This is a genomic window from Lachnoclostridium sp. An118 (genome assembly GCF_002160985.1).
GTDB lineage: Bacteria > Bacillota > Clostridia > Lachnospirales > Lachnospiraceae > Claveliimonas > Claveliimonas stercoravium.
In genome coordinates this window covers 351,768-368,314 of sequence record NZ_NFLQ01000001.1, presented here as the reverse complement: position 1 = coordinate 368,314, position 16,547 = coordinate 351,768, and the positions used below count along the sequence as shown (strand labels likewise).

Below are 16,547 nucleotides of genomic sequence, written 5' to 3'. Positions count from 1 at the left end.
TTTAGTTCCTGACCACTCCTATATCGGGGAATGGTCTGTTAAGGTTGCCTTTTTTGCTCTGTTGTAACAAATTTAACTTTTTTTATATCACCTCTTGACATTTCTTAGCTGGACTTTACATATGATAAAAAGGCGTCTTCCAAGAGAGAAAGCTTTCACAGTATGAAAACCTTCCCTGACTCAGATGAACGCCTTTGCCCTCCATATCCTTACAGTAGAAAATATAGCGGATTTCCTTTTCCATGTCAACTTCTGTCAGGTCCGCCGGGCGGATTGTACGGAAATAAATACAAAAAAACATTTGACAAATCTGTATCACGGCAGTATAGTCTTATGCAAAGAACGGCAACGGCGTCGCAGAAATACCCCTTTTTTCTGTGCGCCGTTTTTTCTTTTACTTTGTGCACGCGGCAATGGAGTCGCCCTTTCACCCTGAGACTGGCTATATCGGGATGGAGGAGCTCCACTGCCGCTCTTTTTTTACTTGCCTTGACGGCCGAAGCCGCACACTTCAGATTGAAATAAAAATGAAAAGGAGTTTGAGAGTCATGAGTACAGCAGCAGAGAAATTTGGTTCAATGGTTTTCGATGAGTCTGTCATGAAGGAACGTCTTCCCAAGGAGACCTTCCGGCAGCTTCAGCGCACGATGAAAGACGGAAGGAGCCTGGATATAAATATTGCCAACGTAGTCGCCAACGCCATGAAAGACTGGGCGATTGAAAAGGGAGTCACACACTACACCCACTGGTTCCAGCCCATGACAGGCATAACAGCCGAAAAGCACGACAGCTTCATCAGCCCGGATGTGGACGGAAAAGTCATCATGGAATTTTCCGGCAAAGAGCTGGTGCAGGGTGAACCGGACGCCTCCTCCTTCCCGTCGGGAGGACTTCGGGCCACCTTTGAGGCCAGAGGATACACAGCCTGGGACCCCACAGCCTACGCCTTCATCAAGAACGGTGTCCTGTGCATCCCCACGGCCTTCTGCTCCTACAGCGGCCACGCGCTCGACAAGAAAACGCCTCTTTTGCGGAGCATGCAGGCCATCAACCGCCAGGCTCTCCGGGTTGTGCATCTCTTCGGAAATGAGGATGTGAAATCCGTAAAGACAACGGTAGGCCCGGAGCAGGAATATTTCCTGGTAGATAAAAAGTATTATGAGGAAAGAAAAGACCTGATCTACACAGGCAGGACCCTCTTCGGAGCACCCGCTCCCAAGGGCCAGGAACTGGAGGACCACTACTTCGGCACCATCAAATCCCGCGTCCAGGCATATATGAAGGAACTCAATGAAGAACTCTGGAAGCTGGGAATCCTGGCCAAGACAGAGCACAACGAGGTGGCTCCCGCACAGCACGAGCTGGCGCCCATCTTCACCACTACCAACATTGCCACAGACCACAACCAGCTGATGATGGAGCTGATGCAGCGGATCGCCAAGAAGCACGACCTTGTCTGCCTTCTCCACGAGAAGCCCTTTGAGGGCATCAACGGAAGCGGCAAGCACAACAACTGGTCTATCTCCACGGACACCGGCATCAATCTCCTTGAGCCCGGCGACACGCCCTCCGAGAACGCCCAGTTCCTCCTCTTCCTCTGCGCGGTCATCAAGGCTGTGGATGAGTACCAGGATCTCCTGCGCCTGTCCGCCGCTTCAGCCGGAAACGACCACAGACTGGGGGCAAACGAGGCGCCGCCGGCAGTCATCTCCATGTTCCTTGGCGATGAGCTGACCGAAATCCTCAAGGCCATTGAAAACGAAGAGTCCTACGACGGAAAGGAAAAAGAGCTGATGCGTGTCGGCGTACACGTTCTTCCCAAGTTCCCCAAGGACTCCACAGACCGGAACAGGACATCACCCTTTGCCTTTACCGGAAATAAATTTGAGTTCCGCATGCTGGGCTCCTCCGCTTCCATCTCAGGCCCCAACGTGATCCTGAACACAGCGGTGGCAGAAGAGCTGAAGCAGTTCGCCGACATCCTGGAGAGCGCGGACGATTTCGAGACCGCCCTCCACGACCTGATACGGGATACGATCCGGGACCACAAGCGGATCATCTTCAACGGAAACGGCTACGACGACGCATGGCTCGAGGAGGCCGAAAAGAGAGGACTTCTGAACCTGCGCACCACGCCGGACGCACTGCCTTGCTTCCTCCACGAGAAGAACGTGAAGCTGTTCACCTCCCACAAGGTGTTCAGCGAGGAAGAAATGCAGTCCCGCTATGAGATCATGATGGAAAATTACGTGAAGGTGCTGCACATCGAGGCCCTGACCATGGCCGAGATGGCTGAGCGGGATATCCTCCCGGCAGTCAGTGGATACGCACACTCACTCACGGATACTGTACTCGCAAAGCGCTCTCTCGGAGCTGAGATCGACACATCCTATGAATACAGCACAGTCAAGAAGATCTCCTCTCTCACTGCTTCCGCCTACGAGAAGCTGGAGACACTGAAAAGGGTTGTCAGCGAGGCAGGCACCATTTCCGATTTCGAGAAGGAGGCCTTCTACTACAGAGATATGGTCATCCCGGCCATGGACGCCCTCCGCGGCGACGTGGACCTGCTGGAGACCATGACAGACACATCTGTATGGCCATTCCCGACTTACGGAAAGCTGCTCTTTGGCATCATCTAGGCAGAGCGCCTTGTTTATAAAAATCAAATCCCGGAGGTAACATCTATGTGTTCAATCATGGGGTACTGTTCACCCAGTGCCGATCACGATCTATTCAAGGAGGGATTTGACCGCACCATCTCGAGAGGACCGGACGACAGCCGGATCATCGATACCGGCTTCGGCCTTCTCGGTTTTCACAGACTTGCGATCATGGGACTTACAGGAGAAGGGATGCAGCCCTTCTCCCTTTGCGGTCATACCCTTGTATGCAACGGAGAAATATATGGCTTCAGAAAAATGAAAAAAAAGCTGGAGGAGAAAGGCTATACCTTTAAGAGTGACAGCGACTGCGAACTCCTTCTCCCCCTCTACAAGGAATACGGGACAGACATGTTTGGCATGCTGGATGCAGAGTACGCTCTCATCCTCTTTGACGGCGACACAAAATCATACATAGCAGCCAGGGATCCCATCGGCATCCGTCCACTCTACTATGGATATGATAAAAATGGCGCCGCCATTTTCGCAAGTGAGGCAAAAAACCTGGTAGGACTCACTGACAAGATCATGCCCTTCCCGCCCGGACACTACTACAAGGACGGGGAATTCATCTGCTACCGCGATATCACAGAGGTTTCCTCTGTCTGTACGGATGACACGGAGGAGGTCTGCAGGAACATCCACGACAAGCTGGTGGAGGGCATCCGCAAGAGACTGGACGCGGACGCTCCCCTTGGCTTCCTCTTGAGCGGAGGCCTGGACTCCTCTCTGGTGTGCGCTGTGTCGGCCCGCATCCTGGACCGCCCCATCCGCACCTTTGCCATCGGCATGAGCGAGGACGCCATTGATTTAAAGTACGCGAAGGAAGTGGCTGACTATATCGGAAGCGACCACACAGAGGTCATCATCACAAAGGAGGATGTCCTTCACGCCCTGCCGGATGTCATCAAGGCTCTCGGCACATTTGACATCACCACCATCCGAGCTTCCATGGGCATGTACCTTCTCTGCAGGGCCATCCACGAGAAGACGGACGTGCGTGTCCTCATGACAGGCGAGATCTCAGACGAGCTCTTTGGCTACAAATATACAGACTTCGCTCCCTCACCGGAGGCCTTCCAGAAGGAGTCCGTCAAGAGAGTCCATGAGCTCCACATGTATGACGTGCTCCGGGCAGACCGGTGCATCAGCGTAAACTCCATGGAGGCACGTGTCCCCTTTGGCGACCTGGATTTTGTATCCTACGTCATGAGCGTGGACCCGGCAAAGAAGATGAACATCTACAACAAAGGAAAATATCTTCTCCGCCATGCCTTTGAGGGCGACTATCTCCCCCACGACATCCTGATGCGGGAGAAGGCTGCCTTCTCCGACGCAGTGGGCCACTCCATGGTGGACTATCTGAAGGAATACGCAGAGGGCTGCTATTCCGATGAAGAATTTGAAGAAAAACGGAAACAATATACACATGCAGCTCCCTTCACAAAGGAGTCCCTCCTGTACCGGGAGATCTTCGAGAAGTACTATCCCGGACAGTCCGAGATGATCGTGGACTTCTGGATGCCCAACAGGGAGTGGGAGGGCTGCGATGTGGACGATCCTTCCGCAAGAGTACTCTCCAACTACGGAGCAAGCGGCGTGTAAAGCCCGCAATACGAAAGGAGTTTTCATATGAACCAGGAAAATCAAAATTTATATCAGAGCAGTTTTGAGCACGATGCCTGCGGCATCGGAGCTGTTGTCAGTATCGACGGCATCCAGGAGTACAAGATCCTGGATGACGCCCTTACGATCGTAGAAAAACTGGAACACCGCGCAGGCAAAGACGCTACTGGACAGGTTGGTGACGGAGTGGGAATCCTGACGCAGATTTCCCACTCTTTTTTTTCCAAGGCAGCCGCACAGATCGGCATCACTCTGGGGGACGAGCGTGACTACGGCGTGGGCATGTTCTTCTTCCCCCAGGACACGCTGAAGAGGAATTTCTCCCGGAAAATGTTTGAGGTCATTCTGGAGAAGGGCGGCCTTAAGCTCTTGGGCTGGAGAAATGTGCCGGTCCACCCGGAGATACTGGGCGACTACGCCAGAGAGCGCATGCCCTACATCATGCAGTGCTTTGTGGAGAGGCCAAAGGACTGCCCAAAGGGCATCGACTTTGACCGCCGCCTCTACATCGCAAGAAGAGAGTTTGAGCAGAGCTGCGAGGACACCTACGTGGCCTCCCTCTCCTCCCGGACCATCGTCTACAAGGGCATGTTCCTTGTGGGACAGCTCCGCCGCTTCTACGATGACCTGCAGGATACGGACTACCGCACAGCCATCGCCATGGTCCACTCCCGCTTCTCCACCAACACGACGCCCAGCTGGGAGCGGGCGCACCCTAACCGCCTGATCCTCCACAACGGGGAGATCAACACTATCCGGGGCAACGCGGACCGCATGCTGGCCAGGGAGGAGACCATGCACTCCTCTGTCATCTCCGACGACATCGACAAGGTGCTCCCGGTCATCGGCAGCAGCGGATCCGACTCCGCCATGCTGGACAACACTCTGGAGTTCCTCTACATGAACGGCATGGATCTTCCCCTGGCCGTCATGATCACCATACCGGAGCCCTGGAGACACGACCGGTACATGGATGAGAAGAAGAAGGACTTCTACCACTACTACGCCACTATGATGGAGCCCTGGGACGGCCCTGCGGCCATCCTCTTCTCAGACGGGGATATCCTGGGCGCTGTCCTGGACCGGAACGGACTTCGCCCCTCCAGGTACTACATCACAGACGACCGGCATCTCATCCTCTCCTCAGAGGTGGGCGTGCTGGACATCCCGGCTGAGCACGTGGTGGAGAAATCCAGACTGCAGCCGGGAAAGATCCTCCTCGTGGACACGAAGAAGAAAAAGCTCATCTCCGACGAGGAGTGCAAGGAGTACTACTCCACCCGCCAGCCCTACGGCGAGTGGCTGGACCTGAACCTGCTCTACTTAAAGGACATCCCGGTTCCCAACAAGAAGGTGCCGGTCCACAGTCAGGTGAGAAGGGATCAGCTCTACAAGGTCTTCGGCTACACCTACGAGGATGTGAAGGATGTGCTCCTTCCCATGGCGACAAACGGGTCCGAGGCCACGGCCTCCATGGGAACCGACATTCCCCTGGCTGTGCTGTCCGAGAAGCATCCGCCTCTCTCCCACTATTTCAAACAGCTCTTTGCCCAGGTGACCAACCCGCCCATTGACTCGCTCCGGGAGGAGATCGTCACAGACACCACCGTGTACATCGGCTCAGACGGAAACCTGCTGGAGGAGGCGAGCGGCAACTGTACGGTGCTGGAGGTGAAGAACCCCATCCTCACCGGCGTGGACATGATGAAGATCAAGTCCCTGGACCGGCCCGGATTTAAGAGTGCGGTAGTATCCCTGCTCTATTTCAAGAACACGTCCCTGGAGAAGGCGCTGGATCAGCTCTTTGTGAGCTGCGACCGGGCCTACACAAAGGGAGCCAACATCATCATCCTCTCCGACCGGGGCGTGGATGAGAACCATGTGGCCATCCCCTCTCTCCTGGCTGTCTCCGCCATGGAGCAGCACCTGATCCGGACAAAGAAGAGGACCGCTGTCTCCATCATCCTGGAGAGCGGCGAGCCAAGAGACGTGCACCAGTTTGCCACCATCCTGGGCTACGGCGCCCGGGCTGTCAACCCCTATCTGGCCCACGAGTGCATTGCGGAGCTCATCGACAAGGGCATCCTGGACAAGGACTACCACACAGCTATCCACGACTACAACGAGGCTGTGCTCCACGGCATTGTAAAGATCGCGGCCAAGATGGGTATTTCCACCCTCCAGTCCTATCAGTCTGCCCAGATCTTCGAGGCTGTGGGCATCAGCAGAGAGGTCATAGACAAGTATTTTACCAACACAGTCAGCCGGGTGGGCGGCATCAGCATGAAGGACATCAATGACGACGTGATCGCCCGCCACAACAAGGCCTTTGATCCGCTGGACCTGGGCGTGGATACCACGCTGGACAGCACCGGCTTCCACAGGCTGAGAAGCGGCGAGGACAAGGAGGACCACCTCTACAATCCCGCCACCATCATCGCCCTCCAGCAGGCCACACAGAACGGCGACTATGACAGGTTTAAGGAATATACGGCCATGGTGGACGACGAGACCCGTCCCCACACCCTGCGGGGTCTTCTGGCCTTCCAGTTCCCGGAGGACGGGGGCATCCCCATCGACGAGGTGGAGCCCGCCTCTGAGATTGTCAAGCACTTTAAGACAGGGGCCATGTCCTACGGCTCCATCTCCGAGGAGGCCCACGAGTGCATGGCCATTGCCATGAACCGGCTGGGCGGCAAGTCCAACTCAGGCGAGGGCGGCGAGAAGCCGGAGCGCCTTGGAACGGAGAAAAACAGCGCCATCAAGCAGGTGGCCTCAGGGCGCTTTGGCGTCACAAGCGAGTACCTGGTGAGCGCAAAGGAGATCCAGATCAAAATGGCCCAGGGCGCAAAGCCCGGAGAAGGCGGACATCTGCCCGGTAAGAAGGTATACCCCTGGATCGCAAAGACCCGCTACTCTACCCCAGGCGTGTCCCTGATCTCCCCTCCGCCGCACCACGATATCTACTCCATCGAGGATCTGGCGCAGCTCATCTATGACCTGAAGAACGCCAACAGAAAGGCCCGGATCGCTGTCAAACTGGTGTCCGAGGCAGGCGTCGGCACCATCGCCTCCGGCGTGGCCAAGGCAGGCGCCCAGGTTGTGCTCATCTCCGGCTACGACGGAGGTACAGGAGCTGCGCCCCAGAGCTCTATCCATCACGCGGGACTTCCCTGGGAGCTGGGCCTTGCGGAGACACACCAGACGCTGATCCAGAACCACTTGAGAAGCCGTGTAGTCATCGAGACAGACGGCAAGCTCATGAGCGGCCGGGATGTGGCCATTGCCGCCCTGCTTGGCGCTGAGGAGTTCGGCTTTGCCACCGCTCCCCTTGTGACCATGGGCTGCATGATGATGCGTGTCTGCAATCTGGACACCTGCCCTGTGGGCGTTGCCACCCAAAACGAGTGCCTGCGCAAGCGCTTCAAGGGCAAACCGGAGTATGTCATGAACTTCATGCTCTTCATGGCCCAGGAGCTGCGGGAGATCATGGCAAAGCTTGGCTTCCGCACTCTCTCTGAGATGGTGGGACACACGGAATGTCTGAAGGTGAGGGAGAACTGTACGATCCCGAGGGCGAAAAAGGTAGACCTCTCAAGGATCCTCTGCTCCTCCCCGGAGGGCAGCGCAGTTCACTTCAACCCGGAGGATGTCTTTGACTTTGAACTGGAGAAGACCGTGGACGAGGCCATTCTCCTGCCCCGCTTTGAGAAGGCTCTGAAGAGCGGCAGGAAGCACAGCGAGAGCATCCGCGTGAACAGCGTGAACCGCTCTGTGGGAACCATCCTGGGATCCGAGATCACGGCCGCCTTCAAGAACACACTCAAGGACGACACCTTCAAGGTACACTGCACCGGAGGCGGCGGGCAGTCCTTCGGCGCCTTTATCCCCAAGGGTCTGACCCTGACGCTGGAGGGAGACGCCAACGACTACTTCGGCAAGGGCCTGTCAGGCGGAAAGCTGATCGTGTATCCGTCCAAACACAGCACTTTTAAGGCCTCTGAAAACATCATCATCGGAAACGTGGCCCTCTACGGTGCCACATCAGGAAAAGCCTATGTCTGCGGCGTGGCCGGCGAGCGCTTCTGCGTCCGCAACTCCGGCGCCACAGCGGTGGCCGAGGGCTGCGGCGACCACGGGCTGGAATACATGACAGGAGGCTGCGCGGTCATCCTTGGAAAGACAGGCAAAAACTTTGCCGCAGGCATGAGCGGCGGCACAGCCTATGTGCTGGATATGGATCATCAGCTCTACAAAAAGCTGAACAAGGATATGGTGACCATGTCTGAGGTGACGGAAAAGCACGACATTGCCGAGCTGAAAAATATACTGAAGGATTACGAGAAGGAGACCTCTTCCGCTCTCGCAAAGGATATCCTGGAGCATTTCGGAGATTATCTGCCGGGATTTAAGAAGATCCTTCCCAACGATTACCAGCGCATGCTCCACGCCATCAGCAAGTACGAAGAGAAGGGTCTCTCCCATGAAGACGCGGCGCTTGAAGCATTTTATGAGATCCAGAAATAGTCCAAAGGAGGAAGACTGACTATGGGAAAACCAACTGGTTTTTTAGAATATAAAAGAGTGGATAATTCATCCTGTGCTCCGGAGGAGCGCATCAAGAATTTCAATGAATTTCATCCCCCTCTTTCCCCTGAGGAAAGAAGGCTCCAGGGGGCCCGATGCATGAACTGCGGCGTCCCCTTCTGCCAGTCTGCACTGCAGCTGAAGGGCATGGTGACAGGCTGCCCGCTCCACAATCTGATCCCGGAGTGGAACGACGAGGTATTCCACGGCAACTACTCCCAAGCTCTCTCCCGCCTGCGCAAGACCAGCAGCTTCCCGGAATTTACCGGGAGAGTCTGCCCGGCTCTGTGCGAAAAGGCCTGTGTGTGCGGCATGAACGACGATCCGGTCACCATCCGCGACAATGAGCTCTTCATCATAGAGACCGGCTTTGCCGAGGGAAATATGAAGCCCCGGATCCCGGCTGTGCGCACGGAAAAGAAGGTGGCCGTAGTTGGGTCCGGTCCCGCCGGCCTGGCAGCCGCCGACCAGCTGGGCCAGAGAGGCCACCATGTGACTGTGTTTGAGAGGGAGGACCGCGTGGGAGGCCTTCTCATGTACGGTATCCCCAACATGAAGCTGGACAAATCCATCGTACAGCGCCGCGTGGATCTGATGACCGCAGAGGGCATCGAGTTTGTGACCGGCGCCAACATCGGCGCTGACATCCCGGCCCAGAAGCTGCTGGAGGAGTATGACGCTGTGATCCTGTGCTGCGGCTCCAAGAGAGCCAGGGACTTAAACGGTGAGGGCCGCCAGGCGGAGGGCATCTACTTTGCCGTGGACTTCCTCACAAAGGCCACAAAGCATCTGCTGGACGGTACCCCCTGGGTATCCGCAAAGGATAAAAAGGTCATCATCGTGGGCGGAGGAGACACTGGAAATGACTGCGTGGGTACCTGTATCCGCCAGGGCTGCGCCTCTGTCACACAGATCGAGATGATGCCCAAGGCCCCGGATGAGCGCACCCCATCCAATCCCTGGCCGGAGTGGCCCAAAATCTGCAAGACCGATTACGGGCAGGAGGAGGCCATCTACTGCTTTGGCCACGATCCCCGGATCTACGAGACGACCATCAAGGAGTTCCTGACAGACGACAAAAACCAGCTCACAGGAGTGAAAACGGTGAAGCTTGCCTTCAAGGACGGGAAAATGACAGAGGTAGAGGGAAGTGAAGAGATACTGGAGGCAGACCTTCTCCTCATCGCGGCAGGCTTTACCGGATGTGAGTCCTATGTGTCAGACGCCTTCCAGCTTGACCTTACTCCAAGAGGCGTGGCCGCCACTGCCCCCTCCTCCTACAGGACAAACACAGAGAAGGTGTTCGCCGCAGGGGATATGCACAGAGGTCAGTCCCTCGTCGTCTGGGCCATCGCGGAGGGCCGGGAGTGCGCCCGGGAAGTGGATGAGTACCTGATGGGGTATACGAATATGTAAGCTGCCTTGTCAGGAAATGACAGATATTCAAAAAAGTGTTTCCATAAACACATTGACAAAAGATAATTTTCTTACTATACTGAAGATGAAAAGAAGCATTGCATATCGGATCAAAACCGATGTGGCAACTCTTTAAGGTGATTAATTATCTGCGTCTGTGACGCAAACGCCCATCACGCTTGCCAGAGCGGATGGGCGTTTTCCTTTGCCGGGATACTGTTTTCCTGTATATGAGGAAAGACAAACAAATGATTTTGTATGTAACCTCAAATACAGCGAAAGTATCCAGCAGATTTATTTGAAATACTGCACTGACTGCCAACGCCAGGAATACTACAAACAGATCCATAGGCACCTCCTTTCTTCGATTGGAAACAATCGAGAATGAAATGAAGGCCGCCACATCCTTTTGCCACTCTTATGCAATGCTTCTTTTCTGGTCTTTCGACCTATCTCTATTTTATGTTGCATAATAATTATTGTCAACTTTTTATTTAAACAATCTTGTCCAAGCCGAAAACCCGCTGATCATTCTTTATTTCCACCGCGGGCCAGCTCTTTCATCTCCCTCGCGTTCTCCAGGACCGCGTCTGTGATCTTCGCGCCTCCCAGTATCCTTGCCAGCTCCTCCACCGACTCCTTGTCCGAGAGCTGACGGATATCCGTGTGGGTCTTGCCCTCTTCCACCGTCTTCTCGATCAGGTAGTGGGCGTCCGCCTGGGCGGCAATCTGAGCCAGATGGGTGATGCAGATGACCTGGTGGGTCTTTCCGATGACAGCCATCTTCTCCGACACCTTCTGGGCTGTCCGTCCGCTGATCCCCACGTCGATCTCATCGAAGATGAGAGTGGGGATATCGTCCCTGTCCGCCATCACCGTCTTGATGGCCAGCATGATCCTGGAGAGCTCGCCCCCGGATGCCACCTCGGCCAGGGGCTTTAAGGGCTCCCCCGGGTTCATGGATATCATGTAGGCGATGTCGTCCTTTCCGTTTGACGTGTACTCCGGAAGGCTGGAAAAATCAATCTCAAAACGGACATCGGCAAAGTTCAGGTCCCGAAGCCCCTCTGTGATCTGCTCTGCAAAGAGAAGACCCTGCTCTTTTCTCAGCCTTGTGAGCACAGTCGTATTCTTCTCCAGATGCTTGAGAGACCTCTCATACTTCTCCTTCAGCTCCTCCAGATAGCGGTCATAGTCGTTCAGCACGAGAAGACGGCTCCTTTTCTCCTCGCAGTAGGCTTTGATCTGCCCGATCGTGCTGCCGTATTTTGTCTTGAGACGGTTGATCTCATTGAGCCGGTTCTCCGTCCGGGTGAAATCCTCGTCGGAAAACTCCAGCGACTTCTCATAGTCCGCCAGCTCTCTGTTGAGATCATTCAGAAGGCTGTCCACCTCAAGGAGCTGCTCGTAGAGCTGGCGGGCATCCTCATCCAGTCCCGCCGCCTCAGAGAGACACCTGGCAGCCCGGCTGAGACACTCGCTGGCGCTGCCATCCGCCCCGCTTGTATAGCCGTGAGCCTCGCTGACTCCCTCCACGATCCGCTTGCTGTTGACCATGCGCCGGTAGCTCTCCTCCAGCTCCTCATCCTCTCCGTCCGCAAGAGCGGCCTCCTCGATCTCCCCGATCTCAAATTCCAGGAAGGAGGCCTCCTTTGCCCTCTGGGCCTCATCCTGGTCGGCCTCCTCCAGCTCCTTTTTCCATTTTCTGTACTCCTGGAAGGAGGAGCGGACCTTCTCCTTTGCGTCCAGGATATCTCCGGACGAAAAGGCATCCAGCAGCTCCAGCTGTCTCTTCTTGTAGAGGAGGGACTGGTGCTCATGCTGGCCGTGGATGTCGATCAGGATGCCTGCCGCCTCCTTGAGGAGTGAAATGGGCACAGTCTCCCCGTTGATCTTGCTCGTGCTGCGGCCCTCCATGAGCCGCCGGCTCAGGACCACTGCCCCCTCCTCCGGGAAGATATCCAGCCTTCCAAGCTTTTCCTCCTGATCTTCATTTTCCACTGTAAAGGTCAGCTCCACGAATCCGTACCTGGCACCTTTGCGCAGGATGTCCGTGGAGTACCTGCCCCCAAGAGCAAGGCTGACCGAACCGAGGATAATGGACTTCCCCGCTCCGGTCTCTCCTGTCAGTATATTCAGCCCCTTTTGGAAATCAATCTCTATCTCATCGATCAGGGCAAGATTCTTCACATGTAAATTCTGTAACATACAGCCTCCTGCTCACTCAAAAGCCACTAAGAAATAATTTTGCTGATCTTATCCATGACAGCGATGGCCTCGTCCACACTGCGTATCACGCAGATGATCGTGTCATCCCCGGCCACACTCCCGACAATCTCGTTCCACTTCATGGCGTCCAGGGCAGCGCACACAGCATTTGCCATGCCTACCGCCGTCTTGATCACCAGGATATTCTGGGCCATATCCATGGAGACATATCCATCCCGGAGCACGCGGATATACTTTTCGCTCATCTCTGACTCGCCCTTCTGGTGCACCGCGTATTTCTGTCTTCCGTCATCTGTGGGTACCTTGGTCAGCTTCAGATCACGTATATCCCGGGATACGGTAGCCTGTGTCACCTTAAAGCCCTCTCTGTTCAGGTATTCCGCCAGCTCCTCCTGTGTCTCTATCCTGTATTTCTTGATGAGTTCTACGATCTTTGCATGTCGGTTGATCTTCATGGTATTAGTTTCCTTTCATCTTTCTGCGCATGATTTCGAGAAAGCTGACCTTGCTCAGCTTCATCAGCTTTGTCACATGTTCTGACCTGCGCACCAGGATCCTGTCCCCGGTACGCATCTCCACCACATCCGCGCCGTCAAATGTGGCGAACACCTCCTCTTCTCTCCCGTTCCTCCCCTGCCCGATCTGGATGATGACCTCATCCTCAGCAGACAGGACAATGCTGCTGGTATTCAGAGCGTGGGAGCAGATGGGAGTGAGTACGATGAGTGCGGCTGTCGGCTCCACCACAGGTCCTCCGGCTGACAGGTTGTAGGCGGTAGACCCGGTCGGAGTAGACAGGATCATGCCGTCCGCCTCATAGGAGTTCAGATAGGAGCCGTTGACATACAGGTCAAAATGTATGACCCGCAGGTTTCCTTTTCTGGATATCACGATATCGTTGAGGGCGACATCCGGCTCCATTCCCCGGAAATGTCCCTCCAGCATCATCCTTTTCTCGATGCAGTAATCTCCCCGCAGAATCTGCGCCAACGCCTCCTCCAGTCTGGCAGGGTCCACCTCTGTCAGATAGCCCAGCGTTCCCATGTTGATGCCCAGGATAGGGATCTCGCTTTTCAGTATCCTGGCCACCTCTATAAGGCTTCCATCCCCTCCGATGACAATGGCGCAGTCCGCATTGTCCGGGACTGTCTCCCGGATGATATTTTTCCGGCTGTCCTTTTTCGAGAACAGGCACGTTTTTCCCGCGCCTTCCAGGATGTGACGGAGCCTGTCCGTGACTTTCCCGTCTCTGTCCTTTCCGTCATTTGTCACTATATAAAACCGTTCCATCTTCTAACCTCGCAGTGCCTCAAAGGCTTCTGTCACAACCATTTCCATATCTACTTTATCCTCCAGTCCCGCCGCTGCCGGGTCGCACTTTTCCAGATGGACCAGGTACTCGATATTTCCCTCGGGCCCTTTGATGGGGGAAAATGTCAGGTCCAGCACCCGCAGGCCGATGGAGACAGCGTAGGAAACGACCTGGTCGATGACCTCCAGGTGAGTGCTCTTTTCACGCACTACGCCCTTTTTTCCGACCTTCTCTCTTCCTGCCTCAAACTGGGGCTTGATGAGAGCCACGATCTGTCCCTTTTCTGTCAGGTAATCCCGGATGGGTCCCAGCACCTTTGAAAGAGAGATAAAGGACACGTCAATGGAGGAGAAGTCCACAGGCTCTCCCAGGTCCTCCGGCTTCACGTAACGGATGTTTGTCTTCTCCATGCAGACCACCCGCTCGTCCTGGCGCAGCTTCCAGTCCAGCTGTCCCCGTCCAACGTCTATGGCAAATACCTTCACCGCTCCGTTCTGCAGCATGCAGTCCGTGAAGCCTCCCGTGGAAGACCCCACATCCGTGCAGACCTTTCCCTCCACGGACACATCAAAGCATTTCAGCGCCTTCTCCAGCTTCAGTCCTCCCCTGCTGACATAGGGGAGGGTGTGACCGCGGACTTCAATCTGCACATCCGCCGGAAAGGTAGTGCCGGCCTTGTCCTCCTTCTGGCCGTCCACATACACAATGCCGGACATGATGATGGCCTTGGCCTTCTCCCTGGACCCGGCCAGATTTCTTTTTACAAGCAATACATCCAGACGCTCTTTCATGGCTGTTCTCCTGTCTGTTTTTTGTCATTCTTTTCCCCTGCTGTCCTCCTGGAACAGGCGAGTATATACTCTGTCACGATGCGCTTCATCATGGAGGGGGCGTCCAGAAGGACCTCCCTGCGCAGCACATCCACGCTGCCGTGCTCGATGTAATCATCCGGCAGAGCCAGGTTCAGCACCTTCACGGGAAGGCTGTTGGCGGACACGTACTCTGCCACCTGTTCGCCGAAGCCGCCGCATAAAATATTCTCCTCAATGGTGACGATGAGGCTGTGGCGCTTCGCCAGCTCCTCGATCATCTCCCTGTCTATGGGCTTGACAAACCTGGCGTTGACAAGGCTGCAGTTGTACCCGGTCTCCTTGATGAGCCTGCGGGTCTCCAGGGCCTCCTCAAACATGTGCCCCACGCTCACAATGGCAATGCTCTCCTCCTCGTAGATGACCTCGCTCTTCCCGTACCGGATGGGCGCCCGGAACTCCTCGCAGCCGTCGTAGGCTGTTCCCCGCGGGTAGCGGACCGCTATGGGGCCCTCGTAGTCCACGGCAAAGCGGAGCATGTCCGCCAGCTCCCAGCGGTTTTTCGGCGACATGACTGTCATGTTGGGGATGCTGCCCAGGTAGGACAGGTCAAAGATGCCCTGGTGGGTCTCTCCGTCGCTGCCCACAAGTCCCGCCCTGTCCACTGCAAAGACAACAGGGAGGTTCTGCAGTCCCACATCATGTATGATCTGGTCATAACCCCTCTGCAGGAAGGAGGAGTACACGGCGAACACCGGCTTGATGCCACCCGCAGCCAGTCCCGCTGCAAAGGTGACCGCGTGGCCCTCCGCAATGCCCACATCGAAAAAGCGCGCCGGGAAGCGGCGCCGGAACTCGGAGAGTCCGGTGCCGTCCGCCATGGCCGCCGTGATGACCGCCACCCTGGGATCACGCTTCCCGATATCGCAGATGACCTTGGAGAATACATCCGTGTATGTATCCTTCTTCTTTTCTGACACGGGCTTTCCCGTCTTGATATCGAAGGGTCCCGTCCCGTGGAAGCGGGCAGGTTCCTGCTCGGCAGGCTCGTAGCCCCTTCCCTTCCGGGTGAGGACGTGGAGGAGGACAGGCCCCTCCACCTTTTTCGCCTCCCGCAGGGCCCGGCACAGCAGGGCAATGTCGTGCCCCGGGATGGGCCCCAGATAGGTGATGCCCATATCCTCAAAGAGCATGCCGGGCACAACGAGCTGCTTGATGCTGTTCTTGGTCCGCCTGATCTGCTCGATGAGATAGTCACCCGCCACAGGGATCCTGTGGAGGGTGTTGGTGACTCCCTTTTTCAGTCCTGTATAGAGATCCGCTGTCCGGAGCCTGGCCAGATAATCGGACATCCCGCCCACGTTCTCCGAGATGGACATCTCATTGTCATTTAGGATGATGATAAAATTTGTCTTGATCTGGGCCGCGTTGTTCAGGGCCTCGTAGGCCATGCCGCCTGTCATGGCGCCGTCCCCTATGACGGAGATGACGCTGTAGTCCTCCCCCAGCAGGTCCCGGGCCTGCACGTACCCCAGTCCCGCAGATATGGAGGTGGAGCTGTGTCCTGTGTCAAAGGCATCGCAGGCACTCTCCTTCCGCTTCGGAAATCCGCTCATGCCCCCGTATTTTCGCAGGTCGTCAAAGCCCGCCCTGCGCCCTGTCAGTATCTTGTGGGTGTAGGACTGATGTCCCACATCCCATATCATCTTGTCCTCCGGCAGCTGGAACACTCTGTGCATGGCGATGGTGAGCTCCACCACTCCAAGATTGGAGGCCAGATGCCCTCCTGTCATGCTGATCTTTTCTATCAGGAACTGCCTGATCTCCGCCGCCAGCTCCTCCAGCTCCCCGGTCTTTAGCTTTTTTACATCATTTTCTCTCTCGATCCGCTCTAACAACATACCT

9 protein-coding genes are annotated in these 16,547 nt (G+C 55.8%); 4 read left to right on the top strand and 5 right to left on the bottom strand.

The features are described 5' to 3' along the window. The first annotated feature begins 548 nt into the window (after window positions 1–548). The 4 genes from B5E62_RS01715 to B5E62_RS01700 are packed head-to-tail and all read left to right on the top strand — an operon-like array spanning window position 549 to window position 10,292. The gene (locus B5E62_RS01715; protein WP_087173013.1) at window positions 549–2,642 is read left to right on the top strand and encodes a glutamine synthetase III family protein; all 2,094 of its coding nucleotides are present in this window, start codon (window positions 549–551) and stop codon (window positions 2,640–2,642) included. A 45-nt stretch (window positions 2,643–2,687) separates the two neighbouring features. Beyond that, a complete protein-coding gene (asnB, locus tag B5E62_RS01710; RefSeq protein ID WP_087173012.1) occupies window positions 2,688–4,268 on the top strand; it encodes an asparagine synthase B in 1,581 nt (526 codons plus the stop codon). Between the two features lie 27 nt (window positions 4,269–4,295). Then, window positions 4,296–8,816: a glutamate synthase large subunit gene (gltB, locus tag B5E62_RS01705; RefSeq protein ID WP_087173011.1), complete on the top strand. Its 4,521-nt coding sequence runs from the start codon at window positions 4,296–4,298 to the stop codon at window positions 8,814–8,816. Window positions 8,817–8,837: 21 nt separating this feature from the next. Beyond that, the gene (locus B5E62_RS01700) at window positions 8,838–10,292 is read left to right on the top strand and encodes a glutamate synthase subunit beta (protein WP_087173010.1); all 1,455 of its coding nucleotides are present in this window, start codon (window positions 8,838–8,840) and stop codon (window positions 10,290–10,292) included. Window positions 10,293–10,820: 528 nt separating this feature from the next. Here B5E62_RS01700 and recN read toward each other — a convergent pair. Genes recN through dxs form a run of 5 tightly spaced genes read right to left on the bottom strand, consistent with a single transcriptional unit; the run spans window position 10,821 to window position 16,543 of the window. Continuing rightward, on the bottom strand, window positions 10,821–12,500 hold the full coding sequence (recN, locus tag B5E62_RS01690) for a DNA repair protein RecN (RefSeq protein WP_087173008.1): 1,680 nt from the start codon (window positions 12,498–12,500) through the stop codon (window positions 10,821–10,823). A 26-nt stretch (window positions 12,501–12,526) separates the two neighbouring features. Then, the gene (gene argR / locus B5E62_RS01685) at window positions 12,527–12,976 is read right to left on the bottom strand and encodes an arginine repressor (RefSeq protein ID WP_087173007.1); all 450 of its coding nucleotides are present in this window, start codon (window positions 12,974–12,976) and stop codon (window positions 12,527–12,529) included. Between the two features lie 4 nt (window positions 12,977–12,980). Continuing rightward, window positions 12,981–13,811, bottom strand: coding sequence for an NAD(+)/NADH kinase (locus tag B5E62_RS01680; RefSeq protein ID WP_087173006.1), 831 nt, complete (start codon window positions 13,809–13,811; stop codon window positions 12,981–12,983). A 3-nt stretch (window positions 13,812–13,814) separates the two neighbouring features. Continuing rightward, on the bottom strand, window positions 13,815–14,624 hold the full coding sequence (locus tag B5E62_RS01675) for a TlyA family RNA methyltransferase (protein WP_087173005.1): 810 nt from the start codon (window positions 14,622–14,624) through the stop codon (window positions 13,815–13,817). Then, window positions 14,621–16,543, bottom strand: a complete 1,923-nt coding sequence (gene dxs, locus B5E62_RS01670; RefSeq protein ID WP_087173004.1) for a 1-deoxy-D-xylulose-5-phosphate synthase — start codon at window positions 16,541–16,543, stop codon at window positions 14,621–14,623. Before dxs ends, B5E62_RS01675 begins: the two co-directional genes overlap by 4 nt. Window positions 16,544–16,547 lie beyond the last annotated feature (4 nt).

Bases quoted from the DNA above. Each gene is read 5' to 3' on its own strand.
- B5E62_RS01715 (WP_087173013.1), top strand. From the start codon at position 549: ATGAGTACAGCAGCAGAGAAATTTGGTTCAATGGTTTTCGATGAGTCT.
- asnB (WP_087173012.1), top strand. From the start codon at position 2,688: ATGTGTTCAATCATGGGGTACTGTTCACCCAGTGCCGATCACGATCTA.
- gltB (WP_087173011.1), top strand. From the start codon at position 4,296: ATGAACCAGGAAAATCAAAATTTATATCAGAGCAGTTTTGAGCACGAT.
- B5E62_RS01700 (WP_087173010.1), top strand. From the start codon at position 8,838: ATGGGAAAACCAACTGGTTTTTTAGAATATAAAAGAGTGGATAATTCA.
- recN (WP_087173008.1), bottom strand. From the start codon at position 12,500: ATGTTACAGAATTTACATGTGAAGAATCTTGCCCTGATCGATGAGATA.
- argR (WP_087173007.1), bottom strand. From the start codon at position 12,976: ATGAAGATCAACCGACATGCAAAGATCGTAGAACTCATCAAGAAATAC.
- B5E62_RS01680 (WP_087173006.1), bottom strand. From the start codon at position 13,811: ATGGAACGGTTTTATATAGTGACAAATGACGGAAAGGACAGAGACGGG.
- B5E62_RS01675 (WP_087173005.1), bottom strand. From the start codon at position 14,624: ATGAAAGAGCGTCTGGATGTATTGCTTGTAAAAAGAAATCTGGCCGGG.
- dxs (WP_087173004.1), bottom strand. From the start codon at position 16,543: ATGTTGTTAGAGCGGATCGAGAGAGAAAATGATGTAAAAAAGCTAAAG.